Here is a 17,126-nt window from a genome sequence, read left to right on the forward strand (position 1 = left end):
TGGTCTCCTCAAGTTCGGAAACTATGCGGTTCACTTTCCAAGCGCAACACTGGGGTTGCTCTTGCTTGGCCGCTCGGTTGATATGGGGAGAATAACGCCAAGGAAGTAAAAAATGTCAGACAAACTTCGCATCGCCAAGCAGTTCATCGCGGCGCTGCCTTACAGCGGTGCCCTGGGGATGGAGCTTCAAGAGCTGGATGGCGGCGTCGCCGTGATCGACATGCCGTATGATGAACGGCTGATCGGCGATCCGCGCACCGGTGTCTTGCATGGCGGGGCCGTGTCGGCGTTGATGGATACCTGCTGCGGGGCCGCGGTGATGAGCCACCCCAGCAATCCCGGCGGGACGGCGACGATTGATTTGCGCATCGAATATCTGCGCGCGGCTGTCCCCGGTCAACGGATCACGGCGCGGGCGGAATGTTATCACGTGACGCGGAATGTCGCCTTTGTGCGCGCCACGGCACACGACGAAGAAGACGGCAGCCCGGTCGCCACCGCCACCGGCAGTTTCACGGTGGAGGGCAAACGATGAGCACACGGAGCAAACCCGAGGCGGTACAGGTCGTCAAAAAGCGTCGCGATGCGGCACTGCGCGCGCTGGTGGACGGCGTGCCCTACATCAGCTTTCTGGGGATCGAGTTCGACCGCCGTGGCGACGAGCTGACCGGCGTTCTGCCGTTTTCCGAAAAGCTGATCGGCAATCCGCTGTTGCAGGCGCTGCACGGTGGGGCCACGGCCTCGTTCCTTGAGGTCACGTCGATCATCACGCTTAGCTGGGAATACCTGTGGGAGGATCTTGAATCCGGTGCGCTGGCCGTCGACAAGATGGATGCAACGCATTTGCCACGATTGCCCAAGACCATCGACTTTACCGTCGATTACCTGCGCTCGGGCCTGCCGCGCGATGCCTATGCGCGCGCGCGGATCAACCGGTCGGGGCGGCGCTATGCCTCGGTGCATGTCGAGGCATGGCAGGACAACCGCAGCAAGCTTTTCGCGCAGGCAACGGGCCATTTCCTGATGCCCCAACGCCGTGACTGACGCGATTCCCAAGGGCGAAGTCAGCGCCGTCGCCCAAGGCAAACTATCCGCGAAAGAGGTGGTGACCCACCGCCGCGTGCTGAACATCGCCATCCCGATTGTTATCTCCAACGCCACCGTGCCCATCTTGGGCGCGGTGGATACCGGCGTCGTCGGGCAGATCGGGTTGGCGGCCCCGATCGGAGCCGTGGGCATCGGCGCGATCATCCTGTCATCGCTCTACTGGGTATTCGGCTTTCTGCGGATGGGCACCGTCGGGCTGACGGCGCAGGCGGCAGGCAACAACGACGCGGCAGAGGTCGCGGCACTGCTGACACGCGGGCTGCTGATCGGCGGGCTGGCGGGCCTTGCGCTGGTGATGCTGCAGATACCGCTGTTCTGGGCGGCGTTTCAGGTCTCTCCTGCCAGCGTCGAGGTCGAAAACCTCGCCCGGTCCTATATGGGGATCCGCGTCTGGTCCGCCCCGGCGGCGATTGCGATATACGCGATCACCGGCTGGCTGATCGCGCAGGAACGCACCCGTGCGGTGCTGGTGGTGCAACTGTGGATGAACGGGCTGAATATCGCGCTGGATCTGTGGTTCGTGCTGGGGCTCGGCTGGGGTATCCAGGGCGTCGCCATCGCGACCTTTCTGGCGGAATGGTCGGGTGCGGCACTTGGGCTGTGGTTCTGCCGTGCAGCTTTTGGAGTGCCCGCATGGCGGGACTGGGCGCAGGTGTTCGACGGGCCGCGCTGGATCAACATGATGAAGGTCAACGGCGACATCCTTGTGCGGTCGCTTTTGTTGCAGGCGGTGTTCGTCTCGTTCCTGTTTCTGGGATCGGGGTTGGGGGACGTGAAGCTCGCCGCCAACCAGGTGCTCTTGCAATTCCTGATGATCACGGCCTTTGCGCTTGACGGTTTCGCCTTTGCGGCCGAGGCGCTGGTCGGGCGGGCTATGGGCGGCAAGCAGCGTGATGTCCTGCGACGGGGCGCGATGCTGACCAGCGGCTGGGGTCTGCTGGCCTGTGCCTTGATGACCGTGGGCTTCGCATGGGGCGGGGGTATGATCATCGACCTCATGACCACCGCCCCGCTTGTGCGCGAAGAGGCGCGGGTGTTCTTGCCCTATATGGTCGCGGCCCCGCTGCTGGGGTGGGCGTCATGGATGCTGGACGGAATCTTTATCGGGGCCACGCGGTCGCGGGACATGCGCAACATGATGGCGGTGTCGTTTGTGATCTACTGTGCAAGTGCCGCGCTGCTGGTGCCGTGGCTGGGCAACCACGGGCTGTGGATTTCGCTGCTGGTGTCCTTTGTCTCGCGTGGGGTCACGCTGGCGCTGCGCTACCCCGCGTTGGAGCGTGCGGCGGGATAGGCCCCGCCCGCGCAAGGTCGGGGTGAAGTCGCGCGGATCGCGCCCCGATCTCCGCCGGGGCGTCCTGTCAAAGCCAGGCGCTGCGGTTGCTGCCCACGGCATCGGCCACGGTATCGAACCCGTCCTGCTTCAGCAGTTTGTCGAGCCCCTTGGCGATATCCGCTGCCAGTGACAGCCCGCCATAGACGAGCGCCGTATAAAGCTGCACCGCCGAAGCGCCTGCGCAAATCTTGGCATAGGCATCCTCGGCCGAGCCGATGCCCCCGACGCCCACCAGCGGAATATCGGTAAGCGTCGACAGGCGCGCCAGCACGCGCGTGGATTTTTCGAACAGGGGCGCGCCCGACAGCCCGCCCATCTGGTCACGCTGCGCGTTCTTCAGGCCGGTGCGGTCCAGCGTTGTATTCGTCGCAATGATCGCGGCCACATCTGCGTCATTGGCGACCTCGGCCACATCGGCGATCTCCGCCTCGGTGAGGTCGGGGGCGATTTTCAGGAACACGGGCGTATCGCCGCGCACCTCCATCACGCCGGCCAGAAGTGCTGCGAGGGCGGCCTTGCCCTGCAGGTCACGCAGCTTTTCGGTATTGGGCGAGGATACATTGACCGTGGCAAAATCCACGTGATCGCGAGCAAGCTCCATCACGCGGGCGAAATCGGCGGCGCGGTCGGTGCTGGTCTTGTTGGCTCCAAGGTTGAGCCCCACGGGCACGCCCGCGCCACGGCGCGCCAGACGCGTGCAGATCGCCTGCATGCCTTCGTTGTTGAAGCCAAAGCGGTTGATCGCCGCGCGGTCCTCGGTCAGGCGGAACAGTCGGGGTTTGTCGTTGCCGGGTTGGGGCAGGGGCGTAGCGGCCCCGACCTCGATAAAGCCGAAACCCGCGTTGGACAGCGGCGCGACGGCGGTGGCGTTCTTGTCAAACCCCGCAGCAAGGCCGACAGGGTTGGGCAGGCTCATCCCGGCAAGCGAGGTTTTCAGCCGTTTCGATGTGACCGGACCGGGTGTCGGGGCCAAGCCAAGCCGCAGTGCGGTGATTGCCAGACCATGGGCCGTTTCGGGGTCAACCTGATGCAGGGCGCGCAGCCCCAGCTGCTCGGCCATGCGCTTCATGCAAATTCATCCGTCAGAGGCAGCGGTGCGCTGCGGATCAGGCGCGATGTCACAACCGCGGCCTGACGGTGAACCACAGCCTGTTTGTACCGCGGGTCCGAGATCATCTGCAAAAAGGCGTGGGCGTTGGGGTATTGCGCGATGAACATCACATCCCAATCCTCGTCCGAGGGGCCGATCAGCGTCACCTCGAACTGGCCGCGCCATAGGATCGATCCGCCGACATCCGCCAGCACCGGACCGCTTTCCGCGCCGTAATTCCTGTAGGCTTGCGCCCCTGTCAGCGCCTTGGCGGCCAGCGCGTGATCGTCGGGGTAGGCGGCCTTGTCGCGCAGTTTGACAAGGTTCACCATGTTCAGCGGCGTGTCGCGGTCCAGCCCCTTGAAGGCGTCGAACTGTGCGCGATCCGGGTCGATATATCCTGTCATCATTCAGCTTCCTTAAAGCCAGCGGGAAATTCATGCGCCCCGTTCAGCAAGGGCAGGGGCTGGGCCCAAACCACATCCTCTAGCATGAGCATGCGGTACAGATGCGGGAACTCGGCGCCGCCGCGCGACACCTCCCATTTCAGCGCATCACCAAGGCGGTCGGTCTCTACGGCCAGAAGAAACAGGTCTGCCTCACCGGCAAAGTGTTTCGCAGCCGTTTCAGCCGCTTGTTCAGAGGTCGAGAAATGCACATAGCCATCGGCGACATCAACCGGCGCGCCCGTGGTAGAGCCGTCGCGGCGCAGGGCCTGCCATTCATCGGAGCGAAAAATTTTGTAAATCAACATAGCCGCTGTGATGCCTTGGTCGGTGCAAACGGTCAAGGGCTGTGCGCTTTGCCGCAGCGCAGGGCGGTGACCTTGGGGAAGGGCGGGTTTGCGCTCAGATGGTCTTTGACAAGGGGGCAAACTGGGGGTCACCATAGGTGCATAATTCAACCCAAAGGGGGGACCCATCATGAAACGATTCCTGACAGCCACGGCAGCGCTTGCGCTGACCTCGGGCATGGCAGCGGCGGATTATAGTCTGACCATCCTGCACACCAATGATTTCCACGCGCGGTTTGAACCGATCAGCAAATACGATGGCCCTTGTTCCGCCGAGGACAATACCGCCGGTGAATGTTTTGGCGGGACGGCACGGCTGGTCAACGCGATCAAGGACGCCAAGGCGCGCACCAACAACTATGTGCTGGTCGACGGCGGGGACCAGTTTCAGGGCTCGCTGTTCTACACCCACTACAAGGGCAAGATGGCAGCCGAGATGATGAACATGCTGGGCTATGACGGCATGACCGTGGGCAACCACGAATTCGACGATGGCCCCGAAGTGCTTGCCGGTTTCATGGAGGCGATCGACTTTCCCATCCTGATGTCGAATGCCGATGTCTCTGCCGAACCGCTGCTGGCGGACAAGCTGGCGAAATCTGCCGTGATCGAGCGTGGCGGTGAAAAGATCGGCCTGATCGGACTGACCACCGAAGACACCCACGAACTGTCGAGCCCCGGAGACAACGTCGTCTTCACCGATTCCGTGGCTGCCGTGCAGGGCGAGGTCGATCTGCTGACCGCGCAGGGTATCAACAAGATCATCGTGCTCAGCCACTCGGGCTATGGGGTCGACCAGATGGTCGCCGAGAATACCACAGGCGTTGATGTGATCGTCGGCGGACACACCAATACGCTGCTGTCCAATACCGATGAGAAAGCCGAAGGGGCCTATCCGACGATGGTCAAGGATACGGCGATCGTGCAGGCCTATGCCTACGGTAAATATCTGGGCGAGCTGAACGTGACCTTCGATGACGAGGGTAAGATCAAGGAAGCGTCGGGCGATCCGATCCTGATCGACGCAGGCGTCGCAGAGGACGAGACCACCGTCGCCCGTATCGGCGAGCTGGCCCAACCGTTGGAAGAACTGCGCAGCAAGGTCGTCGCCGAAACCACCGAGCCGATCGAGGGCGACCGGTCGGTCTGCCGCGTGCAGGAATGTCAGATGGGCAACCTCGTCGCCGATGCGATGCTGGCCCGTGTGGCGGATCAGGGGATCGAGGTCGCGATCCAGAACAGCGGCGGCTTGCGCTCTTCCATCGACGCCGGAGAGGTGACCATGGGCGAAGTGCTGGCAGTGCTGCCTTTCCAGAACACGCTTTCGACCTTTCAGGTCACCGGTGCGGCATTGGTAGAGGCGCTGGAAAATGGCGTGAGCCAGATCGAAGAGGTCGCAGGTCGTTTCCCGCAAGTGGCGGGCATGACCTTTACCGTGGACACCAGCGCCGAGCCGGGCAGCCGTATCAGCGATGTCACCGTATCCGGCATGCCGCTTGACCCCGAAAAGACCTATGGCGTCGTGTCCAACAACTATGTGCGCAATGGCGGCGACGGCTATGCGCCGTTTACCTCTGCGCAGAACGCCTATGACTACGGACCCGATCTGGCGGATGTGACGGCTGAATTCATCGCCGCCAACGGGGCCTATACGCCCTATACCGATGGCCGCATCACGGTGAAGTAAGCCAAGTCGCCATATCAACGCGAAACGGCGCGCCGCTGGAAACAGGGGCGCGCCGTTTGTATTTCAAGCACCTGCGACAATCGCAGGGATGGACCCGATCACTCGCTCAGCGGTGCGGGGTCAAAGCTGATCTCGCCGGAGTAGCTTTTGGGGTTTTCCCCAAGCGATGTGCCGATAAAGGTCACTTGGCTGTTTGCCTCTACCGTTTGGCTAAAGCTGCTGCCGGTTTCCAGCGTGCCGGATGACCACGATCCGTCGCCCGCGCTGACGTTGCGCGCGGCGCTGGCGTTGTTGACAAAACGCAGTTCGTCCCCGGCGTCGACATAGATCACGGCAGGAAAGAAGGCGTCGTCAAAGATCACGACGTCGTGGGTTTGCGCGGTCGCTGCGGTGGCAGCCGCAAGTGTGACCGCTGTCGCGCCCGCAGAAATGAGTTTGGTAAGTGAAATTGGCATATCCATGCTCCCTTTCAAAAGGGGCCCCCCCCTAAAACTGATGAAGGGTGTGCTAATGCAGGATTGCGGCGGAAATAGGGCGGATATGCTTCAGAACCTTGGCCTATGCTAAAGAACCTGACCCGTTTGCCCGTCGAGCCACGTCTTGAACGACTGCAAGGCCGCGGTTTCGGCACGGTCCTCGGGCCAGACGAGGTAGTAATTCCCGATGCTCTGTGTCGTCTGCGTTGATGCCAGCACAAGCTGCCCGTCGCGCAGATAGGGCTCGGCGGAAAAGGTAGGAAGCAGCGCCACGCCCAACCCGTGCACCGCCGCCTGCGCCATGGTAGAAAACTGGTCGAACATCATGCCGGCTGGGGGTTCTTGCGTGACACCAAGCGCGCTCAGCCACCGCGACCAGCCGCGCGGGCGGGTATCCAGATGCAGCAGCGCATAGCGCAGGATCTGGCTGGGATCCTCCAGCGGTTCGGTTAGCAGCTCGGGCGCGCAGACGGGGACCACCGTCTCGGGCATCAGCGGCAAATAGCGCACGCCGGGCCAGTCTTCCTTGCCAAAATGTATTGCAGCGTCAAAGGGGCTGTTCTGGAAGGAAAACGGATGCAGCCGCGTGCTGAGGTTCACCGTCACCTCCGGGTGGGACTGGGCAAAGTCGCGCAGCCGCGGGGCCAGCCAATGCATCCCGAACCCCGGCAGAATGGCAAGGTTCAGCGCCCCCGCAATCGGGTTCGTGCGCGCGGTGATGGATGCCTGAGCCAGCCTGTTCAACACGTCACGCACCTGAATTACATAGCTTTTTCCCGCCTCTGTCAGCACCAGCTGACGCCCCTGGCGATCCAGCAGCGCCACATTCAACTGCGCCTCTAGCGTCTTGAGCTGCCGGCTGATCGCGCTTTGCGTCAGGGACAGTTCCTGCGCCGCCAATGTGGCGCTGCCCAGGCGTGCCACTGCCTCGAATGCGAGCAGGGCGTTGACCGACGGAAGGAAGCGGCGCGGGGCGATCATATGACTTTGACTCATAGGTTCAGGAGTAACCAGCGATAGTCATTGCCGCCGGGCTTTGCAATACTGCGCCCAAATCCGAACCCCGAGGAGGACATACCATGAGCACCGAATTGCCCGTATTGAAAGCCAAAGACGCCCCCGACATGGGCAGCTTTGATTGGGCGGATGCGTTCCGCCTGAACGAACAGCTGACCGAAGACGAACGCATGATCCAGGAAAGCGCGCGCGCCTATGCGCAGGAAAAGCTGCAGCCCCGCGTGATCGACGCTTTCGCCAATGAAACCACCGATCCTGCGATTTTCCGCGAGATGGGCGACATGGGCCTTCTGGGTGTCACCGTGCCCGAACAATACGGCGGCTTGGGCGGCAACTATGTCTCTTACGGTCTGGTTGCGCGCGAAGTGGAACGTGTGGACAGCGGCTATCGGTCGATGATGTCCGTGCAATCCAGCCTCGTCATGTACCCGATCTACGCCTATGGCTCGGAAGAGCAGCGCATGAAGTATCTGCCCAAACTGTCCAGCGGCGAATTCATCGGCTGCTTTGGCCTGACAGAACCCGATGCGGGCTCTGATCCTGCGGGCATGAAAACCCGTGCGGTGAAAACCGCCAATGGCTACAAGCTGACCGGCTCCAAGATGTGGATTTCGAACGCGCCGATCGCGGATGTCTTCGTGGTCTGGGCCAAGTCCGAAGAGCACGGCGGCAAGATCCGCGGCTTCATCCTTGAAAAAGGCATGAAGGGTCTGTCCGCGCCCAAGATCGGCAACAAACTGTCGCTGCGCGCCTCGATCACAGGCGAGATCGTGATGGACAACGTCGAAGTCGGCGAAGATGCCCTGCTGCCTCATGTCGAAGGTCTGAAAGGCCCGTTCGGCTGTCTTAACCGTGCCCGCTATGGCATCAGCTGGGGCGCACTGGGGGCCGCTGAATTCTGCTGGCACGCCTCGCGTCAATACGGTCTGGACCGCAAACAGTTCAACAAGCCGCTGGCGCAGACGCAGCTGTTCCAAAAGAAACTTGCCGACATGCAGACCGAAATCGCGCTTGGTCTGCAAGCCTCGTTGCAAGTGGGCCGTCTGATGGACAACGCCAACGCCGCGCCGGAAATGATTTCTATCGTCAAGCGCAACAACTGCGGCAAGGCGCTGGACATCGCCCGCATGTCCCGCGACATGCACGGCGGCAACGGCATCAGCGGCGAATTCCAGGTGATCCGCCACATGATGAACCTCGAGACGGTGAACACCTATGAAGGCACGCATGACGTGCACGCGCTGATCCTGGGCCGCGCCCAGACCGGCCTGCAGGCGTTCTTCTAAATCTCTGGCAGAGGGGGCTTCGGCCCCCTCATACCACCGGACCCGTCAGGATTTGACCGACGGTGCCCCCCCTTCAAACGCATTCCCGTTGACGTAATCACAAGGCGCTTCCTGCATTTCCAGGTGCAGCCCGTTGCCGGTATACGGATGCGCGCGGGCCAATGCCTCGTCCACCTCTATGCCCAAACCGGCTGCGGTGGGGGCTTTGATAAACCCGTCCTCCACCTTGATCGTGCTCTTGATCAACTGGTCGTGGAACGGCGTTTCGATACATTCGCACATCAGGACATTCGGGATCGATGTTGCCAGATGGATATTGGCCGCCCATTCCACTGGACCCGCATAAAGATGCGGCGCGATTTGCGCGTTATAGACCTCTGCCATGGCGGCGATCTTCTTGGCCTCCCAGATACCACCGACACGGCCCAAGGCAGGCTGCAGGATCGCGGCTGCCCCAGACCGCAGCACAGGCGCGAATTCGGCCTTGGTGGTCAGCCGCTCTCCGGTCGCGACAGGGATCGGCACGGCCCGCGCCACGGCGGCCATCTGCTCCACGGCATCTGGCGGGATTGGCTCTTCATACCACAGCGGGCTATAGGGCGCGATGGCGTTCCCCAAACGGATTGCGCCTGCGGTGGTGAATTGCCCGTGGGTGCCGAACAGCAGATCGGCCTTGTCGTCAACCGCCGCGCGGATCGCTTTGCAAAAGGCGACAGATTGCGAGATGTCGGTCATCGCCGGCATATGCCCGCCGCGCATGGTATAGGGCCCCGCCGGATCGAACTTGATCGCGGTATAGCCCCGCGCCACACAGTCCAGCGCCGATTCCGCCGCCATCTCGGGCGAGGTCCAGAAAGCGGTCATATCGTGATGCGGCAGCGGATAAAGATAGGTATAGCCCCGCACGCGTTCGTTCATCCTGCCGCCGATCAAGGCATAGACCGGACGATCCCGATCCTTGCCCAGAATATCCCAGCAGGCGATTTCCAGCCCCGAAAATGCGCCCATGACGGTCAGGTCGGGTCGCTGCGTAAAGCCTGATGAATAGGCGCGGCGGTACATCAGCTCGATATTTTCGGGATTCTCGCCCTGCATGTGGCGTGCGAAAACATCCTCGATCACCGCGCGCATGGCCTGCGGCCCAACCGACGCCGCATAACATTCGCCCCAGCCGACTATCCCTGTATCCGTGGTCAGCTTGACCAAAATCCAATAGCGCCCGCCCCAACCGGGGGCAGGGGGAGCTGTGACGATAACCTCAAGATCTTGCAATTTCATCGCGTGATCCTCTTTTCCAAATGGTTCAAAATCCCGGGGGTACGGGGGCTGGCCCCCGTGGCGCTAGCGGTCAAACAGGATCACATTGCGCCGTGCGGCACCGGTCTTGGTATCCTCGATCGCGTCGTTGATCTGCTCCAGCGACCACCGCCCCGAGATCAGCTCGTCCAGTTTCAGCCGTCCTTGGGCATATAGATCGACCATCCACGGAATATCGCGCTGGATCACCACGTCGCCCATTTTGGAGCCGACCGTGCCCTGACCCATTGCGGCGAATGTGCCGGGGTCATAGGTCGCGCCGTCGCCGATATGAGGCATGCCGACCATGACCACGCGCCCCCCCGCGGCAAGGTATTTCGGTGCGTCGTTATAGGCAGGGATCGCCCCAACGGTCACGATCACCGCATCCACGCCCTTGCGGCCAATCGCCTGTTCCAACTGCCCCCAGGGTTTGTCTTCGGTGCCAAGGATACCATCGGTGGCCCCGAACTCCTTGGCGATCTCCAGCTTCTCCGCGCTCATATCCACGGCGACGATGCGGCGGGCCCCGGCGATGCGCGCGCCCTGAATGGCGTTCAGCCCGACGCCACCGGCACCGATGACCACGACGTCCTGACCGGCCCGTAACTGCGCAGCATTGACCACGGCACCGACGCCGGTGATCACCCCGCAGGCGATCAGGCTGGCGGCATCCTTGGGAATATCGGCGCTGATCCTGACGACCTGCGCCTGATCCACAACGACTTTTTCGGCAAAGGCACCGGATGCCATGGCCTGATGCAGCTTGCCGCCGTCCTTGGTTTTCAGCGGGCCGGTGTCGCCGTCATAGGGGGTTTCGCAGATCACAGGACGACCGCTGGCGCAGTTGGGGCAGCTGCCGCAGGCGCGGATCAGCGTGACCACAACGCTATCCCCGACCGCGACGCCGCTTACCCTGTCGCCCACAGCGCTCACCCGTCCCGCGGCCTCGTGACCATAGACCGCGGGCAGCGATCCGCCCCAGCCCCCACTGGCAAAGGAGATGTCCGAATGGCAGATCGCTACGGCATCCAGCGTCACCTCGACCTCGGCCCCCTCGGGGGCACGGAGTTCTACGTCTTCGATTTTCAGGGGAGCACCAAATTCATGGCAAACGGCGGCTTTGATCAACGGCATAACGGGTCCTTCCGGGCGCGTGAATTTAGGGAAGGGTGGCAAGCTCTGCCCCGTCCCGCAAGCCTATATGCGCCGCGCTGGCTCAGCCTTACGTTATGTCAGTCCACATACGCGGGATTTATACGCACGCGCCGGAAGAGCACCAAGGCGACCACCCGCGCCATCACACTCAGCGAGGTCAGCAGCACCGGCCTGCGCCCGAAGCGGTCGGACAGGCTGCCCACCAGCGGGCTGAACAGGAATTGCATCACCGCGAATGTCGTCGCCAACACACCGCCCCACAGCGCGGCGCGTGACAGATCGGCGGATTGGACCTGCGCGATCAGGTCCGGCATCACAGGGATGATCAGACCAATGCCCATGGCATCGATCATGACGGTCAGGATGATAAATATGACCGCCGGACGCATGGGCTATCGCGCGCCGGTCGGGTGGTTACAGCGCACGCGCGCGGGCCACGAAGGCGGCTGCATCTGCGGGGGCCTGTCCCATCTGGGTTGACGGGTCGAAAAGGGTCTCGGCCAAGTCGGGGTAATCCGCGTGGACCAGATCGGCCAGCGGCACCTGTTTGGCCAGCGCATCCTGACAAAGCTGTTTGGTGATTTTCTGGGCCTCGGGGCGGGGCATCGTTTCGGCTAGGGCAAAGCTCAGCGCTTCGGCGTGGATCAGGCCCAGCCCGTCTGTCAGCGCGCTGCGCATTTTCACAGGGTGCGGCGTCAGCCCCGCGACAAGGCTTTTTGTGTGGTTCAGCGCGGCGGCAAGGCTCAGTGCAAGCTGAGGCACGGCCATCCATTCCGCGAACCACGCGCCGCCATCACGCTGATGCTGATGCGCCGCGGCGGCTTGTAGCGTGGCGCGCTGGCCGGTGAACTGGTGCCCGAGGGCGACAATCGCCGAGGGCCCCACGGGGTTCTGTTTTTGCGGCATGGTCGACGATGCGCCTGCCGCCCCAAGGGCAAGCTCGGCGGTTTCGGTCATGGTCAGCGCCAGCGTGCTTTGCGCGATATGCGCCAGCGCTGCCATCACGCGGCCCTGCCAATCGGCGATGCGCAGCACGGGGCCGCGGTCCACATGCCAGCTGCGCCCGGGGTCTTGCAGCCCAAGCGCTTGGGCCAGCTGCGCGCGGGTCTCGGCAGCCTTGGGACCAAGGGCAGAGCTCGTCCCCGCTGCCCCCGACAGGGACACGAACAGCGACCCTTCGCGTAGCGCCTCAAGCTGGTCGAGCGCATCGCACAGTGGCATGCCCCATTCCGCCAGCACCGCGCCCCAGCTGGTGGGGGTGGCGTGCTGGCCATAGGTGCGGGCAGGCATCGGCAGGGATTGGTGCTGTTCGGCACCTGCTGCAAGGGCCGCGATGATCTCGCGCAGATCGGTTTCCGCCAGCTTGAGCGCCTGACGCAGGCGCAGCATCAGCGCGGTATCGATGATGTCCTGACTGGTCGCGCCCCAATGGACGTGCTGGGCAAATTCCGGTGCCTGCATCTCGGCGCGGAACTGCGCCAGAAGCCCCGGCACGGACACGCCGTTTTCTCCGGTAGAGGCCGCAATCGCCCCGGGGTCGACCTGTATCTCGAGAGAGGCGCGGTGGATCGCGGCGGCGCTCATCTCGGGGATGATACCAAGGCTGCCCTGCACCTTGGCCAGCGCCCCTTCGACCAGCAGCATCGCGCGGATCGCAGCGCTGTCCGAGAACAGGCGGCCTGCGTCACCGGTGTTGAAAAGCTGTGCGAACAGGGGGCTGTCAAAGACGCTGGCGGCCATGGGTTACCTCGGGATAATGTCGTCAATGATCCGCGCCAGACCGGCGGGATCGGTAAAGAAGGGTGAATGCCCGCAGGCCATCTCATGAACATCCGCGCTTGGCCAGTCTTTCGTCATCGTGACCTGATAGGCGGGCGGGATGGTGCGGTCGTCCATACAGCGGATATAGCTGCGTGGCATGGCGTCCGCACGGGCAGTATCCGCCAGAGGCTTGATCGTCGGGGCCACGGCCTGCGCGCAGAGGCGCGGTGCGGCAAAACCTGCAACATCCGGCGGGCAGTCGTGATAGAACAGCGCCTCTGTCATCGCGGGATCAAGGGTAAAGCTTTTGCCGTCGGGGGCGAGGCGCACAGCGGGCATCAGCGGTTGTGACGGGGCCTGTTTGCGCATCTCGGCCAGCGACAGCCCCGCCGCAGGGACGTAGGCACATAGATAGATCAGCCGCGCCATGGCGCTTGGTTCTTTCTGTGCCGCCGCCCCGATGGCAAAACCGCCCATCGAATGACCCACCACCACCGTATCGGGGGTAGAGGCCGCAAGCACCGCATCGGCATAGCTGTCGAGCGTGACCGCGTTGACCGGCGTCGTGTCGTCGCCGTGGCTGGGCAGATCAATCGCACGGGGGCTGTGGCCCAATTCTTGCAACGCAGGGATCAGATCGCGCCAGCACCACGCGCCGTGGCACGAGCCGTGGACCAAAAGGATGTCAGACATGGCCAACGCTTTGCAAAAACTCGGTGAGCAGCGCTGCATACTCCTCTGGGTGTTCGACACAGGGCAGGTGGCCGGCTTTGCGGATGATCTTGAACTTCGATCCCGGGATCAGCTCGATGGTCTCGCGCACCAGATCAGGGGGGGTGGACCCGTCTTCGGAGCCCGCGATCCCCAGCACCGGCAGGCGCAGCGCCGCCGTGGGGGTATAGAAATCCGTCCCCGAAATCGCGGCAGAGCAACCAGCATAGCCTTCGGCCGGTTGGCGTACGACCATATTGCGCCAAAGCTCAAGCTCGGGCGTGGCGCGGAAGGGGGCGGCGAACCAGCGTTCCATGATGGTGTCTGCCATCGGTTCGATCCCGCTGTCTTGCACGGCGCGCACGCGGTCCGCCCACATATCCTTGGTACCGATCTTGGCGGCGGTATTGGACAGCACCATGGCGCGGATCAGGTCCAGCCGCTTAGTGGCGAGCCCTTGGGCGATCATCCCGCCGATGGACAGCCCGACAAAGACGCAGCCCTTTACGCCCAGATGATCCAGCAGCTTTTCCGTATCGCCAATCAGCGCCCCCATCGCATAGGGCGCAGGCGGGCAGGACGACAGCCCATGCCCGCGTTTGTCAAAGCGGATGATGCGCAGACCCTTGGGCAGCAGCGGCAGGATCGGATCCCACAGGCGCAGATCAGTCCCCAGTGAGTTGGCAAAGACCACAGGCGCACCATCCTCGGGGCCATCCACACGGTAGTGCAGACGCACGTCGCCGGTATCGAAAATCTTCATGTCAGAACCTCCTGTGGGGCGTCAGTCAAGCGTGGCAAGCGCCCGCGAGAATATATCACTGTCTACATTCCCGCCCGAAATGGTGACGATCACATCGTCGCCGTCGATCTCGTCTTGCCGGAACAGCGCGGCGGCAAGGGCCACAGCCCCGCCGGGTTCGGCCACAAGTTTGAGACGGTTGAACGCATGGCCAATCGCCCGCAGAGCCTCTGCGTCGCTGACCACAAGGCCGGGGCCGCAAAGCCGGTTGAGGATTGGAAAGGTCAGATCGCCCGGTTGCGGCGTGACGATGGCATCGCAGATCGACCCGCCAAGGGCGGCGTTGCGCGTGATCTCTCCTGCGGCGAGCGACCGCGCGGCATCGTCAAAGCCTTCGGGCTCGGCGGTGCGCGCGCGCAGCCCCGGTGCCTCGGCTTCAAGCGCCAGCGCAATGCCAGAGGTCAGCCCCCCGCCACCACAGCAGGCAATCACATCGGCGCGGGCGATCCCCGCGTCGGCGGCCTGCTGCGCGATCTCGAGCCCCGTTGTCCCCTGTCCGGCAATGACCAGCGGGTCGTCAAAAGGCTTGATCAATGTCAATTCGCGTTCCTCCGCCATAGCCGCGCCGATGGCGTCGCGGTCCTCGGTCATGCGGTCATAAAGTACGACCTCGGCCCCAAGCGCGCGGGTGTTGGCGATCTTCAGACGGGGGGCGTCGGCGGGCATGATGATCACCGCAGGCACCCCGTGCAGCTTGGCCGCATAGGCAACACCTTGGGCGTGGTTGCCACTGGAAAAGGCGATGACCCCCTTGGCGCGTACGGAGGGCTCCAGAGCCGACACCGCCGACCAGCCGCCGCGAAACTTGAAGCTGCCGGTGTGTTGCAGGCACTCGGGCTTGACCCAAACGCGCCGCCCCGCGATGTCATCCAGAAACGGAGAGTTCAGCAAAGGCGTGCGCCGCACGTGCCCCTCCAGCCGCCGCGCTGCCGCGCGGATCATATCGATATTCATTGCATCTTCCCGATCCATTCGTTCAAGGCCGCAACCGCCTCTGGTTCGTCCAGAAACGGAATATGCCCACGTCCCGGCACCCGCGCGACCACCATATCGGGGCGGCGGCGTTCCATCTCTTGCAAGGTTTCCTCGCTCAGCAGATTGGACGCCATGCCACGGATGCAGGCAATCGGCAGCCCGTCAAGCGCGTCAAAGAACGGCCACAGGTCGGGGGAGGGGGCAGAGAACGCCTTGGCCACCGCATCGCGCAGGTGCTTGTCATAAGTGATCTGCAAGCCGCTTTCGGTCTGGGTGTAATGCTTTTGCGCCTCTTCCATCCACCGGCTGTCGGGCACGTCGTCAAATTCGGGAAACACACGCGGCATGGCGGCGGCGGCTTCGGCATGGGTCTTGGCAGCAGGGTTGCGGCCGATATAGCCCATGATGAAATCCAGCCCCTGCGGGTCAATATGCGGGCCAACGTCGTTAAAGGCCACGCCCAGCAACCTACCCTTGGCTCCCTTGGCCAGCCCCAATGCATTCAGCCCCCCGCGCGAAGTGCCAAGCACGGCGGCCTTGTCGATGCCAAGATGATCCAGCAGTTCCAGCGCATCACGACATTCAATAGGGGGGGAATAGTGTGACCAGTCAGGGTCGAAGTCAGAGCGCCCGCGCCCGCGATAGTCCATCTTGATCAGCCGCACGCCCTTCAGATGGGGGGTGACATAGTCGAAATCCGCTGTGGTCCGGGTCAATCCTGCAAGACAGAGAATCGGCAGACCCGCCCCTTCGTCAGTGAAATAGAGCGATAGCCCGTCGGATGTGGTGAAATGAGCCATTATACGCCTGCCAGTTCTGGGATGCCGTTGAGGTCCTGCAGCACATGGGCCGGTTGCCACGGCAGCCGGTCCATCGGCTCTCCCGCGCGGTTGACCCAGGCGGTGGTAAAGCCAAAGCCTGTCGCCGCCGCCGCATCCCAACCGTTGGACGAGACGAACAACACCTCTGAGGTCGCGCAGCCAAAGCGCTGACCGACCAGTTTATAGACTTTCGCATGTGGTTTGAAGACGCCGACGCTTTCCACCGACAGCACCGCATCCAGCGTGTCACCCAGACCGGCGGAGGAAACCGCACCGTCCAGCATGGCTGGTGATCCGTTCGACAAGATCGCGGTATTCAGCCCAGCTTCCTTCAGCGTTTTCAGCATCTTGGGTACTTCGGGGAAGGCCTGAAGCTCCCAGTAAAGCGCCAGCAGGCGCTCGCGCAGGGCAGGGTCGTTATCGTTTCCGGTCTTTTCCAGTGCCCAGTCCAGACCCTCTTGGGTGACCTGCCAGAAATCGTCGTGGGCCCCGGTGACAGCGCGCAGCCAGGAATAGCCAAGCTGCTTTTGCCGCCAATGTTCGGCGACCTGCGGCCAGCTGTCTTTTATTGCTGCAAAATCCGGCTCTGACGCGGCTTGTCGTGCGGCTGCGGCCACATCGAACAAGGTGCCATATGCGTCGAACACGCATGTTGTAATCGCCATGATTTCCCCCCTGAATATTTCTTCCGCAAGACTGTCACGACCCGTCACGACAGAAAAGGCCGAAAAACTGGCCTCATGGGGGTTTACGACAGGACGCAGGCTTGAAACACTGCGCGCCGAACCCGGAGCACCCGCGCAGATACGC

Annotated in this window: 18 protein-coding genes and 1 pseudogene; 5 read left to right on the plus strand and 14 right to left on the minus strand. The window is 62.9% G+C overall.

What is annotated here, in order from left to right; translation table 11 throughout:
• Nucleotides 1-112 precede the first annotated feature (112 nt).
• Genes IV89_RS05470 through IV89_RS05480 form a run of 3 tightly spaced genes read left to right on the plus strand, consistent with a single transcriptional unit; the run spans nucleotide 113 to nucleotide 2,401 of the window.
• Complete coding sequence (locus IV89_RS05470) at nucleotides 113-535, plus strand: PaaI family thioesterase (RefSeq protein WP_037944720.1); 423 nt, start codon at nucleotides 113-115, stop codon at nucleotides 533-535.
• Complete coding sequence (locus IV89_RS05475) at nucleotides 532-1,044, plus strand: PaaI family thioesterase (protein WP_037944719.1); 513 nt, start codon at nucleotides 532-534, stop codon at nucleotides 1,042-1,044. Before IV89_RS05470 ends, IV89_RS05475 begins: the two co-directional genes overlap by 4 nt.
• On the plus strand, nucleotides 1,037-2,401 hold the full coding sequence (locus IV89_RS05480) for an MATE family efflux transporter (protein WP_037944718.1): 1,365 nt from the start codon (nucleotides 1,037-1,039) through the stop codon (nucleotides 2,399-2,401). The genes IV89_RS05475 and IV89_RS05480 overlap by 8 nt, the downstream gene beginning before the upstream one ends.
• A gap of 67 nt (nucleotides 2,402-2,468) precedes the next feature.
• On the opposite strand, the gene IV89_RS05485 is transcribed toward IV89_RS05480, so the two are convergent.
• From IV89_RS05485 to IV89_RS05495, 3 genes are read right to left on the minus strand one after another with little or no spacing between them, the layout of a single operon-like run.
• On the minus strand, nucleotides 2,469-3,512 hold the full coding sequence (locus IV89_RS05485) for a quinone-dependent dihydroorotate dehydrogenase (RefSeq protein ID WP_037944717.1): 1,044 nt from the start codon (nucleotides 3,510-3,512) through the stop codon (nucleotides 2,469-2,471).
• Complete coding sequence (locus IV89_RS05490; protein WP_037945096.1) at nucleotides 3,509-3,940, minus strand: DUF1330 domain-containing protein; 432 nt, start codon at nucleotides 3,938-3,940, stop codon at nucleotides 3,509-3,511. Before IV89_RS05490 ends, IV89_RS05485 begins: the two co-directional genes overlap by 4 nt.
• Nucleotides 3,940-4,287: a DUF952 domain-containing protein gene (locus tag IV89_RS05495; RefSeq protein WP_037945094.1), complete on the minus strand. Its 348-nt coding sequence runs from the start codon at nucleotides 4,285-4,287 to the stop codon at nucleotides 3,940-3,942. The genes IV89_RS05490 and IV89_RS05495 overlap by 1 nt, the downstream gene beginning before the upstream one ends.
• A gap of 169 nt (nucleotides 4,288-4,456) precedes the next feature.
• Between IV89_RS05495 and IV89_RS05500 the strand changes: the two genes are divergently transcribed.
• Nucleotides 4,457-6,013, plus strand: coding sequence for a bifunctional metallophosphatase/5'-nucleotidase (locus tag IV89_RS05500; protein ID WP_037944716.1), 1,557 nt, complete (start codon nucleotides 4,457-4,459; stop codon nucleotides 6,011-6,013).
• 98 nt (nucleotides 6,014-6,111) lie between these two features.
• Here IV89_RS05500 and IV89_RS05505 read toward each other — a convergent pair whose 3' ends face one another.
• Nucleotides 6,112-6,468 (minus strand): hypothetical protein, encoded by a 357-nt coding sequence (locus tag IV89_RS05505; protein WP_005849451.1) that lies wholly within the window; start codon nucleotides 6,466-6,468, stop codon nucleotides 6,112-6,114.
• A 108-nt stretch (nucleotides 6,469-6,576) separates the two neighbouring features.
• Nucleotides 6,577-7,470: a LysR substrate-binding domain-containing protein gene (locus tag IV89_RS05510; protein WP_037945092.1), complete on the minus strand. Its 894-nt coding sequence runs from the start codon at nucleotides 7,468-7,470 to the stop codon at nucleotides 6,577-6,579.
• A 98-nt stretch (nucleotides 7,471-7,568) separates the two neighbouring features.
• Between IV89_RS05510 and IV89_RS05515 the strand changes: the two genes are divergently transcribed.
• A complete protein-coding gene (locus IV89_RS05515) occupies nucleotides 7,569-8,792 on the plus strand; it encodes an acyl-CoA dehydrogenase (protein WP_005849449.1) in 1,224 nt (407 codons plus the stop codon).
• A 45-nt stretch (nucleotides 8,793-8,837) separates the two neighbouring features.
• On the opposite strand, the gene IV89_RS05520 is transcribed toward IV89_RS05515, so the two are convergent.
• From IV89_RS05520 to IV89_RS05560, 9 genes and pseudogenes are all read right to left on the minus strand, one after another.
• Nucleotides 8,838-10,070 carry a mandelate racemase/muconate lactonizing enzyme family protein gene (locus IV89_RS05520; protein ID WP_037944715.1) on the minus strand — a complete coding sequence of 411 codons (1,233 nt, stop codon included), beginning with the start codon at nucleotides 10,068-10,070 and terminating at the stop codon, nucleotides 8,838-8,840.
• A 63-nt stretch (nucleotides 10,071-10,133) separates the two neighbouring features.
• Nucleotides 10,134-11,225, minus strand: a complete 1,092-nt coding sequence (locus IV89_RS05525) for a zinc-binding dehydrogenase (RefSeq protein ID WP_037944713.1) — start codon at nucleotides 11,223-11,225, stop codon at nucleotides 10,134-10,136.
• 143 nt (nucleotides 11,226-11,368) lie between these two features.
• A pseudogene (locus IV89_RS05530) lies at nucleotides 11,369-11,635 on the minus strand (MFS transporter); the annotation flags it as partial.
• Between the two features lie 25 nt (nucleotides 11,636-11,660).
• Nucleotides 11,661-12,986: a lyase family protein gene (locus IV89_RS05535; protein WP_037944711.1), complete on the minus strand. Its 1,326-nt coding sequence runs from the start codon at nucleotides 12,984-12,986 to the stop codon at nucleotides 11,661-11,663.
• A 3-nt stretch (nucleotides 12,987-12,989) separates the two neighbouring features.
• Entirely contained in the window at nucleotides 12,990-13,700 is a 711-nt protein-coding gene (locus tag IV89_RS05540; protein WP_037944710.1) for an alpha/beta fold hydrolase, read from the minus strand.
• Nucleotides 13,693-14,481 carry a 3-oxoadipate enol-lactonase gene (gene pcaD / locus IV89_RS05545; protein ID WP_037944709.1) on the minus strand — a complete coding sequence of 263 codons (789 nt, stop codon included), beginning with the start codon at nucleotides 14,479-14,481 and terminating at the stop codon, nucleotides 13,693-13,695. Before pcaD ends, IV89_RS05540 begins: the two co-directional genes overlap by 8 nt.
• 21 nt (nucleotides 14,482-14,502) lie before the next feature.
• Complete coding sequence (locus IV89_RS05550) at nucleotides 14,503-15,474, minus strand: threonine/serine dehydratase (RefSeq protein WP_037944708.1); 972 nt, start codon at nucleotides 15,472-15,474, stop codon at nucleotides 14,503-14,505.
• Nucleotides 15,471-16,295 carry an alpha/beta hydrolase gene (locus IV89_RS05555; RefSeq protein ID WP_037944707.1) on the minus strand — a complete coding sequence of 275 codons (825 nt, stop codon included), beginning with the start codon at nucleotides 16,293-16,295 and terminating at the stop codon, nucleotides 15,471-15,473. Before IV89_RS05555 ends, IV89_RS05550 begins: the two co-directional genes overlap by 4 nt.
• On the minus strand, nucleotides 16,295-16,981 hold the full coding sequence (locus tag IV89_RS05560; protein ID WP_037944706.1) for a haloacid dehalogenase type II: 687 nt from the start codon (nucleotides 16,979-16,981) through the stop codon (nucleotides 16,295-16,297). The genes IV89_RS05555 and IV89_RS05560 overlap by 1 nt, the downstream gene beginning before the upstream one ends.
• Nucleotides 16,982-17,126 lie beyond the last annotated feature (145 nt).

Origin of the sequence: Sulfitobacter sp. CB2047 (assembly GCF_000735125.2) — a bacterium.
In the GTDB taxonomy this organism is placed as follows: Bacteria; Pseudomonadota; Alphaproteobacteria; order Rhodobacterales; family Rhodobacteraceae; genus Sulfitobacter; species Sulfitobacter pontiacus.